Raw genomic sequence first — 19,420 nt, 5'->3', positions numbered from 1 at the left:
GCCCCTTCCCGCCCCTTCCCGCAGTCTTTCCCAAGCTTTCCCAATCGGAGTTGTCCATGCTTCGCAGAACCTTTGTCGCCGTCGTCGCTTCCGGCCTGGTCGCCCTGCCGTCCCTGTCCGCATTTGCCCAGGACGCCAAGAGCCTGAACATCGGCTTTATCTCGACGGAGTCGTCGTCAAACCTGAAGGCAGCCTGGCAGCCGCTGATCGACGATCTCAGCAAGACGCTGGGCGTGACGGTCAAGCCGTTCTTCGCCTCGGACTATGCCGGCATCATCGAAGGCATGCGCTTCAACAAGGTCCAGATCGCCTGGTTCGGCAACAAGTCCGCGATGGAAGCCGTGGACCGCGCCAATGGCGAGGTCTTTGCCTCGGTGATCGACAAGGACGGCAACCCGGGTTACTGGTCGCTGCTGATCGTCAACAAGGACAGCGACCTGAAGAGCGTCGAGGACGTGATCAAGCGCGGCAAGGAGCTGAGCTACGGCGCCGGCGACCCCAACTCGACCTCGGGCACCGCGGTGCCGGGCTACTACCTGTGGACCGCCAACAAGGTCGACCCGAAGACGCTGTTCAAGGCCGTGCGCATCGGCAACCACGAAGCCAACCTGCTGTCGGTGCTGAACAAGCAGGTCGACGTGGCGGTGAACAACACCGAAAACATGGAGCGCTACCGCATCAACACGGGCAAGAATCCGTTTGACCAGGTACGCGTGCTGTGGAAGTCGCCGCTGATCCCGGCCGATCCGATGGTCTACCGCAAGGACCTGTCGCCCGAGCTGAAGAAGAAGATCCAGACCTTCTTCGTCAACTACGGCAAGGGCACCGACGCGGCACGCGAGAAGCAGGTGCTGGCCGCGCTGACGTACCAGGGTTTCCGCCCCTCCACCGACGCGCAGCTGGTGCCGATCCGCCAGATCGAGCTGGCCCGGGAGAAGGCCAAGATCGAGACCGACACCACGCTGGCCGCTGCCGACAAGGACAAGCGCCTGGCCGACGTCTCGCGCCGACTGGCCGAGCTGGACAAGGCCGCCGCGGCCACCTCCGCGCAGTAAGCTGCGCCTTGCAGGGCCGGCCTGGCGCCGGCCCTGTGCCGTCCCCACATTCCCTGCTTCAAACCGGATTGCCCATGACCGCCACCGCCACGCCCGGCCTGCCCCCGTCGTCCCGAAACCCCGCCAGGCCGCCGCGCACGTCCCTTGCCATGACGCTGACCTGGGCGGTCGTGCTGGCCTTGCTCGGCCTGTCCTGGCAAGGCGCCGACATGCGCCCGCTGGACCTGCTGCGCGATTCCGACAACATGGCGAAATTCGCCGCCGAATTCTTCCCGCCCGATTTCCGCGACTGGCGCCACTACCTGGACGAGATGCTCGTCACCGTGCAGATCGCGCTGTGGGGTACCGCCATGGCAGTCGCGATGGCGGTGCCGCTGGGGCTGCTGTGCTCGGCCAATATCGTGCCCGCGTGGGTCTACCAGCCGGCGCGCCGCGTCATGGATGCCTGCCGGGCCATCAACGAGATGGTGTTCGCGATGCTGTTCATCGTCGCCGTCGGCCTGGGACCGTTCGCTGGCGTGCTGGCAATCTGGATCCACACTACCGGCGTATTGGCCAAGCTGTTTGCGGAAGCGGTCGAGGCGATCGACCCGCGCCCGGTCGAAGGCGTGCGCGCCACCGGCGCCGGCCCGGTCGAAGAGATCGTCTACGGCGTGATTCCGCAGGTGCTGCCGCTGTGGCTGTCGTTTGCGCTGTACCGCTTCGAGTCGAACGTGCGTTCGGCTTCGGTGGTGGGCATTGTCGGCGCCGGCGGCATCGGCTCCGTGCTGTGGGAAATCATCCGCAGCTTCCAGTATGGGCAGACCTGCGCGGTGATGATCATCATCATCCTGTTTGTGTCGAGCATCGACATTATTTCGGCGCAGATTCGCAAGGTGCTGGTGTGAGCGACATGCTGACGATCGAACGCATCGAAGCCCTCTTCGCCAGCCATGGCACCGAATGGTATGGCGGCGAGTCCATCAGCCAGACCGCCCATGCGCTGCAGTGCGCGCAACTGGCCGAACAGGCCGGCGAGCCCGATACGCTGGTCGTAGCGGCCCTGCTGCACGACATCGGCCACCTGATGCTCGCCGAAAGCACCACCACCGACATGCGCCACCAGGAGGCCGCCGCCGACGCGCTTGCGGCGCTGTTTGGCGAGCATGTTACCGAGCCCGTGCGGCTGCACGTCGCCGCCAAGCGCTACCTGTGCGCGGTCGATCGCGCCTACTTCGACACCCTGTCGCCCGCCTCAGTGCAGAGCCTGGCGCTGCAGGGCGGGCCCTATGACGCGGCCGGCGCCGAGGCGTTCGCCGCCAGCGCCCATGCCGACGCCGCGGTGCGCCTGCGCCGCTACGACGACCTGGCCAAGGTTGTCGACCTGGCCACGCCGCCGCTGGCACACTACCTCGCTATCGCCGCGCGCTGCGCGCACGCCCCCTCGTGAATGGTATGAACGGATTGCAGGACACGGCCGAAGCCGTGCTGGCGCTGCGCGAGGTGCGCGGTTCCGATGCCGAGCTGCGGCACCTGTCGGCGCTGCTCGCCGCCATGGATGGCGAGCCACCGTTGTCGCTGGAGACGATGCGCGAGCGGTATGCGACCATGCGGCGCTATCCGGATTATCGTTGCTACATGATGGTGGGGGCTGACGGGATACCGCTTGGCACGTTCAGCCTGCTGGTGTTTCCTGTGATGGTTCATGATGGACGGCCCGAGGCGATCGTCGAAGCCGTCGTGGTCGCGCCGCATGCGCGCGGCATGGGCGTTGGCAAGGCGATGATGCGGGAGGCCATGCGGCTGGCGCGGGAGGCTGGGGCTGCGAAGCTGGCGTTGTCATCGAATGCGCGGAGGCTGCAGGCGCATCGGTTTTATCGGGGGCTTGGGTTTATTGAGCATGGGGTTAGTTTTAGTGTTGGGCTTTGAGGCGGGGCTGTCGCTGTTGGTGACATGCTGTCGGGCTTTGACGCTTAGGTGTCGCTGTTGATGACATGCTGTCGGCCGTTGAAGCTTAGGTGTCGCTGCTGATGACATGCTGTCGGCCGTTGAAGCTTAGGTGTCGCGGCTGGTGACATGCTGTCGGCCGTTGAAGCTTAGGTGTCGCGGCTGGTGACATGATGTCGGCCGTTGAAGCGCCTGGTTCCGCCCTGCTGGGCGGGTCACTTTTTGGCCGAGCGCCAAAAAGTAACCAAAAAACGCGTCGCCTGAGCGGCTGGCTATCAATTCATCGGCGTGGGTCGTTCGGGCGGTGGTGATTTCCGGCCGATGTGGGTAGTGGTTCGAACCTGCTACGCCAGGTGAGTTTGGGATAGTGGCTGCGTCGACCCACTATTGAACGATCCCCATGCCGGGCGTAGGCCGCCTGCTGCATGCCATATCGGTGGGACGCCTTCGGCTGCGCTATGCGCGGGCCCAAGGTGACAGAGCGGCCGATTTGGATTTGGTCACCAACAGCGCCCCTGCGAGCGCAGCGACGCAGGTCCGTGCCAGGGCACCTCACCCGCGAGACTGAGCCGCGCGCAGCGCAGCCGAAGGCGTCCCCGCGTTGACGCCGGCAGCAGGCGGCCTACGCCCGTCCTGGGGATGGTTCAATAGTCGGGATTCGTCAGGGATAGTGGCTGCGTCGACCCACTATTGGACGATCCCCATGCCGGCCGTAGGCCGCCTGCTGCATGCCGTATCGGTGGGACGCCTTCGGCTGCGCTACGCGCGGGCCCTAAGGTGGCTGAGCGCCGATCTCGCCCTGGCCATTGCCGTCGCCGCCCAGCGAGCGAAGCGATGCGGGTTCGTGCCAGGGCACCCCACCCGCGAGACTGAGCCGCGCGCAGCGCAGCCGTAGGCGATGATGCGATGCCGCAGGTAGCAGGCGGCCTACGCCCGTCCTGGGGATGGTTCAAAAGTGGGGATTCGTCAGGCACCGACATTCACTCACCTGGCGTAGCAGGCTGGCATCGCGACCACGCCTCACTGAGACCAACGCCGCCCATATAACCGGAAGCGCCAAATTGGCTCAGCCAGCCGCAGGCGACGCGCTTTTTGGTTACTTTTTGGCGCTCGGCCAAAAAGTGACCCGCCCAGCAGGGCGGAACCAGGCGCTTCAACGGCCGACAGCATGTCACCAGCCGCGACCCCAACGCTTCAACGGCCAACAGCATGTCACCAACAGCGACCCCAGTCCCAAAACCCCTGCTAATCCCCCCCAACCCCCACCACCCGCGCCAAAACCTCCGCCGATGCCCCCAACGCCCCACTGTTATCAATCTCCACCAACGAACACCCATCCGGAACATCAAACGCCTGCCCCGCACGCACCAGCCGCCGCGCGATGGCGTCTTCTGACTCGCGCCCACGCTGACGCAGCCGCGCAGCCAGCACCTCTGGCTTGACCCGTACATGGATCGCGCAAAGCTTCGGATAGCGCGCCACCGCCTGCGGCAGGTACTCCCGCGATCCATTGACGATCACCGTCAGCCCTGCGGCGAGCCACTGCTCGATCTCGACGCCAATGCCATAGTGCAGCCCATGGCTGTGCCAGTTCAGCGCCAGGCACCCAAGCGCCTGGCGGCGCCGGAACTCATCGGGACTAAGGGCCACCGACGCTTCGTTGGCATCGGCCTCGCGCGTGATATAGCGATGCGCCACCACGACGCGATCCTCTGGACCCAAGCGCTCGCGCAGCGCGCGCAGCAGCGAATCCTTGCCGCTGCCGGACGGCCCCATTACGTAGAACAGGCCACTGCCGTCAGTCTTGATTCCCGTATTCATGCGTCCAGGTACGCCGCACCGGCGCCATCATCGATACCGCCATCGAAGCCATAGTGGCGCCCGACGATAAAGGCGTCGCCCGCCTGCGGCTGCACGAACACACTGATGCCATCGACATGCAGCGGCGTTTCCAGCAGCTTGCCGCTATCCGCCGACAGCCGTGCCAGCGCGGCGGCCTCGCTGGCGGCATCGAGCATGCCCGTCAGCGTGATGTGGAAGACAAAGGTCTCGAACACATACGGATAGCCCCACGCATCGAGCATCTTGCGCTGTGCCGCGCTCAGCTGCTCCGGCACGCGTCGGGCCAGTTCGGCCGGGGCCGGCGGCGCCCGGAAGCGCTCGAATGCCACCACGCTGGCATCGGCCAACGCCTGCATCGGCGGCGACGCTTCGGCCAGGCACCATGCGACAAAGCCCCGCAGCGAGCGCAACGCCAGCGGCGTGTCGAACGCTGCGCGGCCGCGCGCAAAAGCACGGGCGGCGGCGTCGAGCTGCGCGGCGTCGGTGCCCTCGGCAAGCCGGAACGGCGGCTTCAGCGTGGCATGCAGGCCATAGTGGGCCGGCGCCCGCACCCACTCGGACGGCGGCGCTGTGAAGCCGGGCGGCATGGGCGCGGCGGCGCCGGAATCGGCATTGCGGCCGAGCCACTGGCTGCCGAAGGTACGGAACGGCTCGCCCGGCGCCAGGTAGATCGCGTAACGGTGTGCGTGCATGGTCATGCCGCCAGTGTGCCGGCGTCGGCAAGATCGACCAGCGGCGGCATCGCTGCGGCATGCTTCAGTTCGCCATTGACGATGGTGGCGCAGACGCGCGGCGCGCCGGGCTGCCGGTCGTCGACCAGGATCGCGTCGGCACGCAGGCCCGCGGCGAGCGTGCCGCGGTCGCGCAGTCCGGCGGCGCGCGCAGGGTTGCGCGACACGAGGTGCCACGCACACTGCAATTCGAGCACGCACAGTTGCGCCAGGCGCAGCGCCGCCTGCAGCGGCGCCGGGTAGTAATAGTCGGAAGCGAGCACCGTGCACAGGCCGGCGGCGACCATCTCGGTCGCGTTGGGTGCGCCGGTGTGGCTGGTGCCGCGCACCACGTTGGGCGCGCCGAACACGATGTCGTCGCCCAGCTGGCGCGCCAGCGTGGCGGCGTCGACGGTCAGCGGAAACTCGGCGATACGGCAGCCGCGGCTGTGGTAGTGCTGGCGCGTGGCCACGTCCGGGTCGTCATGCGAAGCCACCGGCAGCCCTGCCGCGCGCGCCGCGGCGATCAGGCGCGCCATCGCCTCCGGCACTTCCTGCGCATTGGCGCTGGCCGCACGCAGGCGCCGGCGGAAGGTCTCGACGTCGCACTCGGCGCGTTCGGCGTATTGGCGCAGCTTGCCTTCGTCGGCCATGCGGCGCGCCATCATCGGCAAGTGGTCGTTGATGGCGAGCAGACCAATGCGCCTGTCGGCGATCCAGGCCAGCGCCGTATCGATGCCGGCGAGGTGGAATGCCTCGAAGCGCAGATGCACCTTGTGCTCGGCGCCCAGCACGGGGCGTAGCTGCGCGAGCGCTTCGAACATGCGCAGCGCATATGCTTCGCCGCGCAGCCCGCCCTCCCATGACAGGGTCACCCCATGGAACTCGGTGGTGATGCCGTTTGCCAGCAGCTGGCGGTCCACGTCGAGCAGCGCACCCGCGTAAGGGAAACTGACGCCCGGTCGCGGCATGACCGCGCGCTCGAAAGCGTCGCCATGGATATCGACGATGCCAGGCAGCACCAGCAGGTCGCCCGCGTCGATCCATAAGCCGGATGCAGGCGCATGCTGGACCACCGTGCCATCGCGCCAGCCTAGTGTAGCCGGCCCCAGGCCCGCTGCACCGAGCACGCGGCGCCCCGTGATGCCGCTCAGTTGCGGCGCTTGGGTTGGAATGATCGTATGCATGGACGGGACGTTAGCGCCGGCAAATGACAAGCAGATGTCTAGACCAATGCGCGCGGCGTCCGGGCAACGTCAGTCGGTGTCCGAAACCGTCAGCTGCACCCAATCCCCGGCAAAGCGCGTCACGCTGTACTGCACCGGCGCGCCGTCGATATCGACGTTGAGCGCCTCCACCTGCAGCACCGGGCGCGTCTTGGGCTGGTTCAGCAGCCGTGCCACCGGGGCGCTCGGCATCGCGGCGGTAATGCGCGACCACTTGCGGGTGTAGTCCGCGATGCCGAACTGCGCGAGCGCGCGCGACACCGATTGCTGCGCGCGCAACACCTCGTCGATGCCGGGGAAGCGCTTCGGATCGAAATAGTGCTCGGCAACGTCGATGGTGCGGGCCTCGGCCCGCCCGAGCATCTGCACGTGCAGCACCGTCGCAGTACGCGCCAGGCCCAGGTGGCGTGCGATCTCCGGCGCGCGCAGCTCCTGGCAGCCGATGATCTCCGTATGCCCGCGCATGCCCTGCGCGGCCAGGTTCTGCGAAAAGCGCGTGCGCCGGCCGATCGCATAGTCGATCGCATGCTCCTGCACGAAGGTGCCGCGGCCCTGCTCGATGCGCACCAGTCCGCTCAGCTCCAGCTCACCCATGGCGCGCCGGATGGTGTGCCGGTTCACGGCGAATCGTGTCGCCAGCTCCGGCTCCGGCGGCAGCTGCTCGCCGGGCTGGTACAGCTTGTTGCGAATGTCCTCCGCCAGCGCCTCGCCGATCTGGCGCCACACCGCCACGCCGGAACCCCGTTCTACTTCCCGATCAGACATCCTGCCCTCTTGTCATCAAGCGTTCATTGTTGCCATGCGATTGTGCCCGAGTTACTCCGGCATGGCACGGAGTCCGACTAATGCCGGGCAGCGTCACGAAACGTTCATCTGCCTGTGGTCTAGTAGCGGCGTGTTCACGTTGTGACATCTAAACGTATAGACGTATAGGGGTGATGATGCAAAGCGAAACCGCCGGTCCGGCAACGACCGATGCGAACCCGGCCCGCGCTGCGTGGCTGCGGGTATTGGCGATGGCGCCAACCGAGGCGCTCGACGCGGCCTATGCCCGGCTGGGCCAGGCAGCGGCCCTGCCCGCGTGGCGCCTGCTGCGCAAGCCGGAGTCCGGCATGGCGATGGTGCGCGCGCGTGCCGGCGGCACCGGAGCGCAGTTCAACCTCGGCGAAATCACGGTCACGCGCTGCGCGGTCGTGCTGGATGACGACGGTGCCGGCGGCACCGTAGGCGTTGCCTATGTACAGGGCCGCAGCACGCAACACGCGCAGCAGGCGGCGGTGCTGGACGCGCTGCTGCAGCGGCCGGCCTGGCACCAGCGCGTGCACGACGCGGTGCTGGCGCCGCTGGCCGACGCCCATGCCGCACGCGCGGCCCGGCAGGCCGCTACCGCCGCGCAAACACGCGTGGAGTTCTTCACCATGGTCCGGGGAGAGGACTGACATGATTTCAACCCAACCCATGCTGTCCGCCGCCACTTCGCTGGTGCCGGGCTTCGACAACCCGGTCGACGACGCCCAGCAGGTGTTCCGCGCCACGCTGCATGCCTTTGCCCATCCCGGACAAGTCCAGTCCCTGCCGGCGACCACCGGCCTGCCCGAGGGCCTGTCGCCGGCGCTCGCCGCGCTGCTGCTGACACTGGCCGATCCCGACACCCCGGTGTGGCTGCCGGCGGGCGTTCCCCTCGCCGCACGCGCATTCCTGCGCTTCCATTGCGGCTGCCCGCTGACCGACGACCTCCGCGCCGCCACCTTCGTGTGCGTGCCCGCCGGCCACGCCATGCCGGCGCTGGCGGACTGCACGCAGGGCGAGTCCGCGTTCCCGGACCGTTCGGCCACGCTGCTGGTGGAAGTCGCCTCGCTCGACGACGGCGACCTCTTCACGCTGCGCGGCCCCGGTATCGAACACACGCAAGCACTGCGCGTAGCCGGCCTGCCGGCCGGCTTCCGCGGCGCCTGGCGCGCCAACAACGCCGGCTTTCCGCTCGGCGTCGACCTGCTGCTCGCCAGCGGCGACCGGTTCTGCGCGCTGACGCGCACCACGCAGATGGAGGCCTGACATGTATGTAGCCGTCAAGGGTGGCGAACGCGCCATCCTGAATTCCTACCAGATGCTCGACGCCTACCGCCGCGGCGACACGGCGTTGCCCGAGCTGACGCTGGCGCAGATCCGCGAGCAGATGCCGCTGGCCGTGTCGCGCGTGATGGCCGAGGGCTCGCTGTACGACCCGCAGCTGGCCGCGCTGGCGCTGAAGCAGGCCGCCGGCGACCAGATCGAAGCGGTGTTCCTGCTGCGCGCGTACCGGACCACGCTGGCGCGTTTCGGCTATACCGTGCCGGTCGATACCGGCGCGATGCGCCTGCAGCGCCGGATTTCATCGACCTTCAAGGACGTGCCCGGCGGGCAGGTCCTCGGGCCGACCTACGACTACACGCAGCGCCTGCTGGACTTTTCGCTCGAAGCCGGCCGCGATCCCGCACCGCTGCCGCCTTCGGCCGAGCTGCTGCCCGCCAGCATGCCGCGCGTGACCGGGCTGCTCGAGGCGGAACAACTGGTCGAAGCCGACGAGATCCCCGCCGGCGACCCCCCCCCGCCCGACCTGACGCGCGAGCCGCTGACCTTCCCCGCCAGCCGCGCCGCGCGCCTGCAGAACCTGGCGCGCGCCGATGAAGGCTTCCTGCTGTCGATGGGCTATTCGACGCAGCGTGGCTACGGCAACTCGCACCCGTTCGCCGCAGAAATCCGCTACGGCACCGCCGAGGTCGAGTTGTTCGTCGAAGAACTCGGCTTCGCCGTGACGATCGGCGAAATCGAGCTGACCGAATGCCAGATGGTCAGCCAGTTCACCGGCAACGCCGACGAAGCGCCGCGCTTCACGCGCGGCTACGGGCTGGTGTTCGGCTACAACGAGCGCAAGGCCATGTCGATGGCACTGACCGACCGCGCGATGCGCGCCGCCGAACTCGGCGAGGCCGCCGACGCCCCGGCCAACGATATCGAATTCATGCTGTACCACAGCGACAACGTCGAGGCCTCCGGCTTCGTGCAGCACCTGAAGCTGCCGCACTACGTGGACTTCCAGGCCAACCTGGAACTGCTGCGCCGCCTGCGCGCCGAGCAGGAAGGCACGGACGCCGCCGCGCAGGCCGAACCGCAAGCCACGCAAGCCGCGCACCCCGAACCGCATCCCCAGCCCCAGCCGCAAGAGGAGACGCTGGCATGACCGCCGCGAACGCATCCGCCGCCACGGGCATCGCCCGCGACGAGCACTACAACTTCGGTTACCTCGACGAATCGACCAAGCGCATGCTGCGCCGCGCTCTGCTCAAGGCCGTGGCGATCCCCGGCTACCAGGTCCCGTTCGGCAGCCGCGAAATGCCGCTGCCCTATGGCTGGGGCACGGGCGGCATCCAGGTCACCGCGGCCATCATCGGCAAGCCCGACATGCTCAAGGTGATCGACCAGGGTTCGGACGACACCACCAACGCCATCAATATCCGCCGCTTCTTCGGCCGCGTGACCGGCGTGCAGACCACCGAGCGTACCGCCGAGGCGACCATCATCCAGACCCGCCACCGCATTCCGGAAACGCCGCTGCGCGCGGGCCAGACCATGGTGTTCCAGGTGCCGATCCCCGAGCCGCTGCGCTGGCTGGAGCCGAGCGAGACCGAGACCCGCACCATGCACGCGCTGTCGGAGTATGGTGCGATGCACGTGAAGCTCTATGAAGACATTGCCCATCACGGGCATATCGCCACCACCTACGACTATCCCGTGATCGTCAACCAGCGCTACATGATGCGGCCGTCGCCGATTCCCAAGTTCGACAATCCCAAGCTCGACCGCAGCCCCGCGCTGATGCTGTTCGGCGCCGGGCGCGAGAAGCGCGTCTATGCCGTGCCGCCGTATACCTCGGTAAAGAGCCTGGATTTCGCCGACCATCCCTTCACGGTCGAGAAATGGACGAGCTGCTGCGCGCAATGCGGCGCCACCGACAGCTACCTGGACGAGATCGTCACCGACGATGCGGGCACGCGCATGTTCGTCTGCTCCGACACCGAGTACTGCGCCGACCGCCAGGCGGAACAGGCAGTCACGCAAGCCGCGGGAGGTGCACGATGAGCACGACCCCGCTGCTGTCGGTGCGCAACCTGACGCGCACCTGGGACGGCCTGCATGGCTGCCATGACGTCAGCTTCGACCTCTATCCCGGCGAAGTGCTGTGCGTGGTCGGCGAATCCGGCTCCGGCAAGAGCACGCTGCTGCAGGCCTTGTCGATGCAGGCGCCGCCGCAGCGCGGCAGCGTCAGCTATGACATGCGCGAATGCGGCCTGACCGACCTGGCCACGCTGTCGAGCGCACGCATGCGGCTGCTGGCACGCACCGACTGGGGCTTCGTGCGCCAGCATGCCCGCGACGGCCTGCGCATGCAGGTCAGCGCCGGCGCCAATATCGCCGAGCGCCTGATGGCCGTGGGCGAGCGCCACTACGGCAACCTGCGCGAAGTCGCCGGCAGCTGGCTGGAGAAAATGGAGATCGACCTGGCCCGACTCGACGACGTCCCCGGCACGTTCTCGGGCGGCATGCAGCAGCGCCTGCAGATCGCGCGCAACCTGGTCACGCATCCGCGGCTGGTGTTCATGGACGAGCCCACCGCGTCGCTCGATGTCTCGGTGCAGGCGCGCCTGCTCGACCTGTTGCGCCGGCTGGTCTCCGACCTTGGCCTGGCCGCCGTGCTGGTCACGCACGACCTCGCCGTCGCGCGCCTGCTGGCGCACCGCACGCTGGTGATGCAGGGCGGACGCGTGGTCGAGCAAGGCCTGACCGACCAGATCCTCGACGATCCGCAGCATCCCTACACGCAGCTGCTGGTCTCTTCCATCCTGCAAGGCTGACGACGATGCAAGCAGACAATGCACAGAAGCTGGTCGAGGTCCGCGGCCTCGGCAAGATGTTTACGCTGCACAACCAGGGCGGCATCCGCCTGCCGGTGCTGAACGCGATCGACTTCGACGCCGCGCGCGGCGAATGCCTGGTGCTGTCGGGTCCGTCCGGCACCGGCAAGAGCACGCTGCTGCGCTGCCTCTACGGCAACTACCTCGCCACCGAAGGCAGCATCCGCCTGCGCGACACCAGCGCCGACGGCGAACCGTGGGTCGAACTGAACCACGCCCCCGAACAGCGCGTGCTGAAGCTGCGCCGCGACGTGATCGGCTATGTCAGCCAGTTCCTGCGCGCGATCCCGCGCGTGTCGGCGCTGGACGTGGTGGCCGATCCGCTGCAGCAGCGCGGCACCAGCCATGAAGAAGCGCGCGCCCGCGCCGAGGTGCTGCTGGCACGGCTCAACCTGCCGCGCCGGCTGTGGGACCTGCCTCCTGCCACGTTCTCCGGCGGCGAGCAGCAGCGCGTCAACATCGCCCGCGGCCTGATCGGCGGGCACCCGATCCTGCTGCTCGACGAGCCGACCGCGTCGCTCGACGCCGACAACCGCGCGGTCGTGGTCGAACTGATCCGCGAGGCACTGGCCGACGGCCGCGCGCTGATCGGCATCTTCCACGACGAGGCGGTACGCGACGCCGTGGCCACGCGCCTGCTGCCGCTGCAGCCCGCCACCGCCCTCGCCCCCAACTGCCAGTAACTGTCCAGAACAACGGAGCCGGACATGACCGCGACCTACCTGACGCACGCCACCCTGGTACTGCCCGACCGCGTGCTGCACGACAGCGCGCTGCTGATCGAGGACGGCCATATCGCCGCCATCGAACCGGGCGCCGCGCCTGCAAATGCCGACGTGATCGACCTGCGCGGCCACACCGTGATGCCCGGGCTGATCGACGTGCATTGCGATGCCATCGAGAAAGAGGTGGAACCGCGCGCCAACGTGCTGTTCCCGCTGGATTTCGCCGTGGCGCAGGTCGACCGCCGCAATGCCGCGGCCGGCATCACCACGCCGTACCATGCGCTTTCCTTTGCCGGCAACCACTTCGGCGTGCGCAACGTCGACACCGCGGCCACGCTGGTGCGCGCCGTTGCGGCGTTCCGCGGCGATAGCCTGGTCGACAACCGCATCCATTGCCGCTATGAAGTGACCGATTCCAGCGCCGTGCCCGTACTGGAACTGCTGATGGCCGAGGGCGTAGTCGACCTGCTGTCGGTGATGGACCACTCGCCGGGCCAGGGCCAGTTCAAGACGCTGGACGCTTACCTCGCCTACATGATGGGCAACCACGGCATGACCCGCGAGGAAGCCGCCGACGCCGCCGACAAGAAGGCCGCCGCGCTGGACGGCGCGCATGAACGCGTCAACCGGCTGGTGGCTCAGGCGCACCGCCTCGGCATCCCGACCGCCAGCCATGACGACGATTCGCCGCAGCGCATCGCCGCCATGCAGGCGCTGGGCGTGCGCATGAGCGAGTTCCCGATCAACCTGGAGACCGCGCAAGCCGCGTGCGCACAGGCACTGCCGACCATCCTGGGCGCACCCAACGTGCTGCGCGGCAAGAGCCAGAGCGGCTCGATGCGCGCGATCGACGCCATCCATGCCGGCGTCGGCACCATCCTGTGCTCGGACTACCAGCCGTCAACGCTGATCGCCGCGGCCTATGCCGCCGCCCGGCAGGCCGAGCTGCCGCTGAACGAAGCGCTGGCCTTCGTGACGGCGAACCCCGCGGAAGCCTGCCTGCTGCGTGACCGTGGCCGGCTGGCGCCAGGGCTGCGCGCCGACGTGATCGCCGTGGCCAGCGTGGCCGGCCAGCCGATGGTCACCCATACATGGTCTGGGGGGCGCATGGTGTTCGCGGCGGGGTACCGTGGCGGCCAGCCCGAGGCTACGGGTACGTCCCGGCGGCCGCAAATCCACGCGCTGGCCTGACCATCGGCGCGGCATGCGTTCATGTGCTGGCCTCGCCCATCCACGTCCAGACCACCTGTGCTTCATCTGACGGCGATAGCCCGAAACTGATCATCGGCGTCCCAGCCTGCCGCACCACGCCGGACTTGCCGGCCACCCACGCCGCCAGGGGGTGGCCGGACGGCAGCGAGGCGCGCCACATGCCTGAGCGCGGTACGACCTGCCCCGAGCGCACCGTGACAGGCTTGCCGGTCTGCGTCGGCGGCGCATCGACACGGAAACGCAGCCCGCCCAGGAGCCGGTCCCACAGGGCCACGGCCTCATCGTCGCTCAGCGACGCCTCGTCCGCGGCGCCGATGCGGTTGGCTGCCACCTTTGTGTACATCTTTGCGCCAATGGATGACGGATGCAGGGTGGTGCGCTCCTTGCCGACCGCTTCCCACTCGAAATCGTGGGTACCGTCCGCGCGGCGGACCAGGGACTCCTCTCCTTGCCAGACGCCGACAATGCGCTTGCCTTCGCGCAGGGTAGTCAGCTTCGGATAGCGCTTGCCCAGGTCCGCTCTCTGCGCCGCGATGGAAGCAAGCAGCCCTTCGCCGTTTGCACCGTCCACGCTCGCCAGCTTGTTGGAGTCGACTGAAAAGCTGACGTCCGGCAGGCTGGGGATGGCGATGCCTGCCCGCATGATTTCCTGGTGTACGCCGCTGCTGTCCACGATGAAGCCGTGGTCGATGCAAACGCCGGGGTCCTTTGGTATTTCTGCGTTGTCGCGGGCGCGCAAGCCGCGAACGAGCGGCGCAATCTCTTCTCCGCCATAGAACCATTCGTACAAATGATTGCCCGCTGCGGCAAGGGTGTGTGCCCCCTCAAGACCGTATTTCACGGATAAGTCGTCTTCGTAGTAGCGGATTTCTATGCTTTCCACTTTGGCACTTCGACCGAAATAGGTGATCTTCGCTGTGTCATCCTTGTCCAGAATCTTCTTGCGGTAGGCGTCCGCCTTTTCAGTCAAGCGGTCTGCTGCAGCAACGTGCGTCACAATCTTCCCGGGAAAATCCTGCGGTCCGAATATCAATCTCGCTTCGGCTGGCACTTCCAGGACATATCTTCCGAAGCAGACCTGTCGGGTCTTGCCGAACAGGGCTTGCAGGCGTGGTGACAGTTCGACTTCGTTCGGCACACCGTTCTCCTTGTATGAATATGGCTGGCAAGAAACCAACAGCAGACATGCCAGCATGGCAACAAATTTTCCGCAGTCGCTCATGATTTCCACCATGGTGCGGTATTGGCGATCTTGACGAGCGAATACAACAATGATGCGAGAACCTTGTCGTTGTTGTAACTGTTCTGGTGCTCATAGCCGGATTGCCGGAAGACTAGTGTGCCGCGCACACGCGATGCTGATGCGTCGCTGGGAACAGTCTGATCGCCGGCATCAATGGGCGGCTCAAGTCTGAGTTGCAGGGTGTGACGATTCTCGGCGCGAACCATAATGCGCCCTTCCCCGTCTTCACTGATAAGCCTCCATGAAAGCGGATTGCCGAATCCTTTTAGGCCTGTTGCGTTCACCCGATACGTGACTGCACCGAAGGCTTTTTGATAAGGGTCCGCGCCATAGCTAGCGTAGGTGGTCGGATGGTACAGGTCCTGGATATCCCGGTGAAACCTCTGCGCTTCGGCAATTCTCTTCGTTGCCAACCCATACGGGTTGTAGCCTTCATATTTCTTGTTTGCAGGATTGACCCACTCCGGGTTCAACAGGCGCCACCACGCATCAGGTTCGCGGGCGTAGATGTCATACAAGGGATCGCCAACGGCTACTGGCGCGCCGGGCCTTGTTGTTCCCAAGGTCTTATGCAACTGCATTTCGCTACGATAAGTCTTGAGCGGCTCGTCCGAAGCAATCGGCAACGCCATCACCTGCCGGTACTCGCTGGTCTGGACACGAAGCCAACCCCGCGGATAAGAAGCGCTCGGCAACAACTCCAATGGCCCTGGTGCGTTGGCAAAGACCGCTGTGACTTCCTTGCCGGTCTTGCCGATCACCGCGCGTTCGATGGCGCCCATCAGGTTGCCTTTCGCATCCTCAAAGCCCGCACGTACCCGCTTGTAGGCCGCCGCTGCCCCGACGGGGGGCTGGACGTTGTGATAGATGCCAAGGATCTTCTTGCCGATACCGTTGCCGTACTTCGGATTCAACATCGCCCTGGCAACCAGCCCGCCCATCGAATGCGTCACGATGATGACCTTCTCGCAGCGGCGCCCATTGGCCTGGTACATCGCGATCACTTCGTCAATGCGCCTGGCAAGCTTGCCCGCCGATACGCCGTTGCTTTGCAGCCAGTTGTATCCCATGGCATAGACCGGATACCAGCAGTTCCCGACCCGCCGGATCTCATCCTCGGTCAATGGCTGGCCTGCACCACCGCCCCACTCCCTTGGGTCCACCCCCAGCACCGGTATGCTGTGCGGCATCTTCCAGGCAAGCGACACCTCTCCCGTCGGTGCCAGCAGATCGTTCATTCTCGCTTCCATCAGCTTGATGGCCGTGCCGTACGATTCGAACATGACCTCGCTCCAGCCGCGCCAGCGGGCCTTCTGTGCCGCGGTGGCCTCATGCCTGCCGCGCTTCGCCTTCCATTGCTCTGCTGCAGCGGGCATGGGGGCGCTCATCAGCAAGCCGATGTCGGGCAGGCCATCCGGAACATTGCGGTGCCGTTTGTCGGAAGTTGCGGTCGCCTCGCCCATCAGGTCGAACTTTCCCGCGTCTTCGGTCACCTCGTAGCGATCGACCTCGGTCTCGTCGGGATCGAAGTTCAGTTGCCGGCGTTTCGGTGAGTCTCTGCGGCGGGAAAGGCTGTCGATCTTCTCGTCCGGCCGCCACGCCCGGTTGTCAGTGCGCTCGAGCTCGGCCTGACGCTTCCGGCTCATGCGCAGATGGGATCCCATCACGCCGGGAATAAAGATGATCGGAATGACCCAGTCCGGAGGCACCGGCAAGCTGACGCGGCGCTTGTCGGTTGACGGTGTCAGGGCAACGGTGGCACCGGCGCGGCCGCCGATCTCTTCGCCGGTTTTCAGGTGGATGCGATCATTGGCCACTTGCTGCCTCCCCGATCTCGATCGTGACGTTTTCCGCGCCCTGGCTTTGCTGGAACGTGCTCAGCCCATCCATGTCGGTGACGCCCTCGATCACGCTGCCATCCGACTGCGTCAGGCGGAATCTCCGATTCCTGGCCGGTGAGCCGTCGGGCAGGTGCAAGTACACCTCCTGGTCGAAATCGCTGTGCGGCAATGCCAGCGAGCTTGGACTCATTCCATCCGGGCCATCGAGACAGAATCCGGCGGCGTGAATCTGCTTTGTCCCGCGCATGCCTTCCACAATCTGCGAAGGCGTCCAGCGCTGGTAGGTCTGCCCGACCTTGAGCACGATGCCCTGGTCGGCTTCAAGGACGATATCGCCGAGCGCCCGAAAGTGGATGTTGCGCCGAGCGGTGCCCTTGATGTCGCCGCCCTGCGCTTCCAGTGCAATGTGATCGGTCGCGGCCACCAGCCGAATCCCCAGGCTGTGCGCGAACAGCGCAATACGCCGGGCCGCGCTGGCGAAGAAGCCGCCGCTGCTGGCGAACGACGCATGCTTGCCGGTCGTGACGGCCAGATGCTCCCCGCTATGCAAGTGGGTGGACCGTGCAGCCGTCGCAGCCAGTGCTGCTGCGGACGCCATTACCAGATGGGGTGCGGTCAGTTCGCCGTTGACCTCGCCCGAGCCACAGATCTCTTCGTGTTGAGCCTTGAGGACCGTGGCGACGTCCTGCTGTTCGCTGTCCTGCGCCTGGTGGTGACGGGCGAGCTGTGCGGTGGTGTGATGGGCGTGCTGCGCGTGGTGCAGGCGGTCCAGCGTTTCGCCCATGTCCTTGTGATGCGCCCTGGCATCGGGCCGGGCCTCGGTGCTGACCAGCAGGCCGTTGGCGCCGCGTATGGCGCCGTGCCCATCGGTACGCAGCTCGAAGCCCTCGCCCCGATGGTCCTGCCGCCCCCGGTTGTCCTCGATACGGGTGAGGTAGCCCAGGCTGAGCTGGGACCGCTGATGATCGGAGGACAGCTGGGACTGGATCTCGCCCTTGGTATCGTCGAATACCAGATGGCCGCTGCCCGAGCCGTCCTGTTCCCGGCTACGAATGCCCGTCAATGCATGCTGGTCCGGCAACTGCCACGGCGGCATGTTCAGGCTGTTCGGCACCGCGCCCATGACAATAGGCTTGTCCGGATTGCCGCCATCCAGGAACATCACAAGCACTTCGCTGCCAATGCGGGGGATGCCGACCTGGCCATGCTGCGAGCCCGCCCATGGCGTTGCCACCCGGACCCAGCATGACATCCGGTTGAACCGGTCCCACGGAAACTGCACGCGTACACGCCCGAAGCGGTCTGGCCATACCGCATGGCCCTCCGGGCCGACCACTGTCGCGCTTTGCGGACCTGTCACCACGGGCCACGGCACGCTCAGGGCGGGACGGAACACCTCCTGTGCCGGATGGCATTCGAATGCCACCCTGCAGTGCCAACGCTGGCCTTCGCCGGCGGCTTCCGCCACGTCTTCGACCGTGAGGTGCGTGTCGAGCACCACGTACTCCCGGTTGGCGGCCAGCTGTGGATGCCCGCTGACGTGCATGGTGTGCCCGGGCACGACAGCGCGCAGGTTGCCCTTGCCGAAGCAGCGAAGCCCCCGGGAACGAATCTCTTCCATGCGGATGCGGGCGATCGTCTCGCCTTCATCCCAGGGGCGGTTGTCCGTCGCCGGCTGCGCGTGCTCGCCTGGAAATTCGTAGACCTCCTGGTGCAGCGCGCCGGTGTTCTGGCCGGTTTCGCGGGCATCGGCGCTGCCGGCGGTCAGGTTGCCGCGCGGCTGGGTGAAACTGTAGGCATTGGTCGTGTACCTGCCGGCGACCACGGCATCGACTACGGAAAAATCGTCCAGGTGTTCCTCGTCGATCCTGACGCCGGGCGGATGGACTGCAAGCACCTGATAGGCCTCGCTCGGCATCCTGGGATAGCCGCCGACATGGTCTACCAGGATGAGGCGGTGCTTTCCCTCCGAATGCGCGAAGAACCATGAGATGCCCCAGTGCTGCATGAGACGGGCGATGAAGGTGTAGTCGCTCTCGTCGCATTGGGTCCGGTAGGCCCGCGTTGGGTACTTCGCCACATCCAGCCTGCGCTCAACGCGAAAGGAGTAGGCGGACAGCACCTCCTCGATGATCTCGATGTCGGTTCGGTTCTCGAAGATCCGGCTGTTCCTGTTAAGCGTGGCAAGCCACAGCCACGGACGCAGGGTCAGGCCATAGACGAAGTGCCGCCCTTCGGCACGCAGGTAGCGGGCACGATCGACGATGCCGCTGATCTCGCGGGTGCCCGCGCCGATCCGGCCCGCCAGCCCGGTTCCCATGCCATCGAGCTGGATATGCACGGTCAACTCCCGACCGTTCATTTCGCGCAAATCGACATTGCCTTCCCGGCCGTGGAAGTTGAAGTCCTTGTCGGAAGTCTTGAGCTCGATCTCGTACTCGAACAGGCCGCAGAGTCCTTCCTTGCCCTGCAGGCGTACGAAGGCAAACGGTGCCTGCCCGCGGCCATGCGGCAATGCCGGGCCGGAGACTGTGACGGTGCGGACGGAGATCGGCAGATGGTCGCGGACATTCATGCGGGCACTCCTGGAATGAAGACAACCACAGGGTGCCCGGATGCACGTCGAGCACGTTCTGCGGAGGGAGTCGATGCTATCCGCAAAACATGCCTGAAGAGGCCCGACTATCG

At 66.4% G+C, this 19,420-nt stretch carries 18 protein-coding genes; 11 read left to right on the top strand and 7 right to left on the bottom strand.

The features are described 5' to 3' along the window. The first annotated feature begins 56 nt into the window (after positions 1-56). The 4 genes from phnD (at position 57) to E0W60_RS17790 (ending at position 2,963) form a co-directional block, all read left to right on the top strand. Positions 57-1,055, top strand: coding sequence for a phosphonate ABC transporter substrate-binding protein (gene phnD, locus E0W60_RS17805; protein WP_135705098.1), 999 nt, complete (start codon positions 57-59; stop codon positions 1,053-1,055). 74 nt (positions 1,056-1,129) lie between these two features. Then, the gene (gene phnE, locus E0W60_RS17800; protein WP_133098298.1) at positions 1,130-1,942 is read left to right on the top strand and encodes a phosphonate ABC transporter, permease protein PhnE; all 813 of its coding nucleotides are present in this window, start codon (positions 1,130-1,132) and stop codon (positions 1,940-1,942) included. Between the two features lie 5 nt (positions 1,943-1,947). After that, positions 1,948-2,484: a phosphonate degradation HD-domain oxygenase gene (locus E0W60_RS17795; protein WP_135705097.1), complete on the top strand. Its 537-nt coding sequence runs from the start codon at positions 1,948-1,950 to the stop codon at positions 2,482-2,484. 5 nt (positions 2,485-2,489) lie between these two features. Continuing rightward, on the top strand, positions 2,490-2,963 hold the full coding sequence (locus E0W60_RS17790; protein WP_135705096.1) for a GNAT family N-acetyltransferase: 474 nt from the start codon (positions 2,490-2,492) through the stop codon (positions 2,961-2,963). A 1,263-nt stretch (positions 2,964-4,226) separates the two neighbouring features. On the opposite strand, the gene phnN is transcribed toward E0W60_RS17790, so the two are convergent. From phnN to phnF, 4 genes are all read right to left on the bottom strand, one after another. Then, positions 4,227-4,802 carry a phosphonate metabolism protein/1,5-bisphosphokinase (PRPP-forming) PhnN gene (phnN, locus tag E0W60_RS17785; RefSeq protein WP_135705095.1) on the bottom strand — a complete coding sequence of 192 codons (576 nt, stop codon included), beginning with the start codon at positions 4,800-4,802 and terminating at the stop codon, positions 4,227-4,229. After that, positions 4,799-5,521 carry a DUF1045 domain-containing protein gene (locus tag E0W60_RS17780; protein ID WP_135705094.1) on the bottom strand — a complete coding sequence of 241 codons (723 nt, stop codon included), beginning with the start codon at positions 5,519-5,521 and terminating at the stop codon, positions 4,799-4,801. The genes phnN and E0W60_RS17780 overlap by 4 nt, the downstream gene beginning before the upstream one ends. Beyond that, positions 5,518-6,720 (bottom strand): alpha-D-ribose 1-methylphosphonate 5-triphosphate diphosphatase, encoded by a 1,203-nt coding sequence (locus E0W60_RS17775; protein ID WP_135705093.1) that lies wholly within the window; start codon positions 6,718-6,720, stop codon positions 5,518-5,520. The genes E0W60_RS17780 and E0W60_RS17775 overlap by 4 nt, the downstream gene beginning before the upstream one ends. Positions 6,721-6,789: 69 nt before the next feature. Then, positions 6,790-7,524, bottom strand: a complete 735-nt coding sequence (gene phnF / locus E0W60_RS17770) for a phosphonate metabolism transcriptional regulator PhnF (RefSeq protein WP_135705092.1) — start codon at positions 7,522-7,524, stop codon at positions 6,790-6,792. A 173-nt stretch (positions 7,525-7,697) separates the two neighbouring features. Between phnF and phnG the strand changes: the two genes are divergently transcribed. From phnG to E0W60_RS17735, 7 genes are read left to right on the top strand one after another with little or no spacing between them, the layout of a single operon-like run. Continuing rightward, positions 7,698-8,198, top strand: a complete 501-nt coding sequence (gene phnG / locus E0W60_RS17765) for a phosphonate C-P lyase system protein PhnG (protein ID WP_135705091.1) — start codon at positions 7,698-7,700, stop codon at positions 8,196-8,198. A gap of 1 nt (position 8,199) precedes the next feature. Continuing rightward, positions 8,200-8,814, top strand: coding sequence for a phosphonate C-P lyase system protein PhnH (gene phnH, locus E0W60_RS17760; protein ID WP_135705090.1), 615 nt, complete (start codon positions 8,200-8,202; stop codon positions 8,812-8,814). Position 8,815: 1 nt separating this feature from the next. Next, positions 8,816-9,979, top strand: a complete 1,164-nt coding sequence (locus E0W60_RS17755; protein WP_135705089.1) for a carbon-phosphorus lyase complex subunit PhnI — start codon at positions 8,816-8,818, stop codon at positions 9,977-9,979. Next, positions 9,976-10,878, top strand: coding sequence for an alpha-D-ribose 1-methylphosphonate 5-phosphate C-P-lyase PhnJ (locus tag E0W60_RS17750; protein ID WP_135705088.1), 903 nt, complete (start codon positions 9,976-9,978; stop codon positions 10,876-10,878). Before E0W60_RS17755 ends, E0W60_RS17750 begins: the two co-directional genes overlap by 4 nt. Beyond that, positions 10,875-11,651, top strand: coding sequence for a phosphonate C-P lyase system protein PhnK (gene phnK, locus E0W60_RS17745; RefSeq protein ID WP_133098234.1), 777 nt, complete (start codon positions 10,875-10,877; stop codon positions 11,649-11,651). The genes E0W60_RS17750 and phnK overlap by 4 nt, the downstream gene beginning before the upstream one ends. A gap of 5 nt (positions 11,652-11,656) precedes the next feature. Then, the gene (gene phnL, locus E0W60_RS17740) at positions 11,657-12,394 is read left to right on the top strand and encodes a phosphonate C-P lyase system protein PhnL (protein WP_135705087.1); all 738 of its coding nucleotides are present in this window, start codon (positions 11,657-11,659) and stop codon (positions 12,392-12,394) included. 24 nt (positions 12,395-12,418) lie between these two features. Then, on the top strand, positions 12,419-13,627 hold the full coding sequence (locus tag E0W60_RS17735) for an alpha-D-ribose 1-methylphosphonate 5-triphosphate diphosphatase (protein WP_135705086.1): 1,209 nt from the start codon (positions 12,419-12,421) through the stop codon (positions 13,625-13,627). A gap of 19 nt (positions 13,628-13,646) precedes the next feature. Here E0W60_RS17735 and E0W60_RS17730 read toward each other — a convergent pair whose 3' ends face one another. The 3 genes from E0W60_RS17730 to E0W60_RS17720 are packed head-to-tail and all read right to left on the bottom strand — an operon-like array spanning position 13,647 to position 19,307. Further along, positions 13,647-14,882: a T6SS immunity protein Tli4 family protein gene (locus E0W60_RS17730; RefSeq protein WP_240745951.1), complete on the bottom strand. Its 1,236-nt coding sequence runs from the start codon at positions 14,880-14,882 to the stop codon at positions 13,647-13,649. Then, positions 14,867-16,708, bottom strand: a complete 1,842-nt coding sequence (locus E0W60_RS17725) for an esterase/lipase family protein (RefSeq protein ID WP_135705085.1) — start codon at positions 16,706-16,708, stop codon at positions 14,867-14,869. The genes E0W60_RS17730 and E0W60_RS17725 overlap by 16 nt, the downstream gene beginning before the upstream one ends. Next, on the bottom strand, positions 16,698-19,307 hold the full coding sequence (locus E0W60_RS17720; protein ID WP_135705084.1) for a type VI secretion system Vgr family protein: 2,610 nt from the start codon (positions 19,305-19,307) through the stop codon (positions 16,698-16,700). Before E0W60_RS17720 ends, E0W60_RS17725 begins: the two co-directional genes overlap by 11 nt. Positions 19,308-19,420: the final 113 nt, after the last annotated feature.

Origin of the sequence: Cupriavidus oxalaticus (assembly GCF_004768545.1) — a bacterium.
GTDB lineage: Bacteria > Pseudomonadota > Gammaproteobacteria > Burkholderiales > Burkholderiaceae > Cupriavidus > Cupriavidus oxalaticus_A.
The sequence above is the reverse complement of the archived record's forward strand: the minus strand, read 5'-3'. Positions and strand labels throughout refer to the sequence as shown.

Bases quoted from the DNA above. Each gene is read 5' to 3' on its own strand.
- E0W60_RS17735 (WP_135705086.1), top strand. From the start codon at position 12,419: ATGACCGCGACCTACCTGACGCACGCCACCCTGGTACTGCCCGACCGC.
- E0W60_RS17790 (WP_135705096.1), top strand. From the start codon at position 2,490: ATGAACGGATTGCAGGACACGGCCGAAGCCGTGCTGGCGCTGCGCGAG.
- E0W60_RS17750 (WP_135705088.1), top strand. From the start codon at position 9,976: ATGACCGCCGCGAACGCATCCGCCGCCACGGGCATCGCCCGCGACGAG.
- phnH (WP_135705090.1), top strand. From the start codon at position 8,200: ATGATTTCAACCCAACCCATGCTGTCCGCCGCCACTTCGCTGGTGCCG.
- phnN (WP_135705095.1), bottom strand. From the start codon at position 4,802: ATGAATACGGGAATCAAGACTGACGGCAGTGGCCTGTTCTACGTAATG.
- E0W60_RS17720 (WP_135705084.1), bottom strand. From the start codon at position 19,307: ATGAATGTCCGCGACCATCTGCCGATCTCCGTCCGCACCGTCACAGTC.
- phnK (WP_133098234.1), top strand. From the start codon at position 10,875: ATGAGCACGACCCCGCTGCTGTCGGTGCGCAACCTGACGCGCACCTGG.
- phnF (WP_135705092.1), bottom strand. From the start codon at position 7,524: ATGTCTGATCGGGAAGTAGAACGGGGTTCCGGCGTGGCGGTGTGGCGC.
- phnE (WP_133098298.1), top strand. From the start codon at position 1,130: ATGACCGCCACCGCCACGCCCGGCCTGCCCCCGTCGTCCCGAAACCCC.
- E0W60_RS17795 (WP_135705097.1), top strand. From the start codon at position 1,948: ATGCTGACGATCGAACGCATCGAAGCCCTCTTCGCCAGCCATGGCACC.
- phnG (WP_135705091.1), top strand. From the start codon at position 7,698: ATGATGCAAAGCGAAACCGCCGGTCCGGCAACGACCGATGCGAACCCG.
- phnL (WP_135705087.1), top strand. From the start codon at position 11,657: ATGCAAGCAGACAATGCACAGAAGCTGGTCGAGGTCCGCGGCCTCGGC.
- phnD (WP_135705098.1), top strand. From the start codon at position 57: ATGCTTCGCAGAACCTTTGTCGCCGTCGTCGCTTCCGGCCTGGTCGCC.
- E0W60_RS17775 (WP_135705093.1), bottom strand. From the start codon at position 6,720: ATGCATACGATCATTCCAACCCAAGCGCCGCAACTGAGCGGCATCACG.
- E0W60_RS17780 (WP_135705094.1), bottom strand. From the start codon at position 5,521: ATGACCATGCACGCACACCGTTACGCGATCTACCTGGCGCCGGGCGAG.
- E0W60_RS17730 (WP_240745951.1), bottom strand. From the start codon at position 14,882: ATGGTGGAAATCATGAGCGACTGCGGAAAATTTGTTGCCATGCTGGCA.
- E0W60_RS17755 (WP_135705089.1), top strand. From the start codon at position 8,816: ATGTATGTAGCCGTCAAGGGTGGCGAACGCGCCATCCTGAATTCCTAC.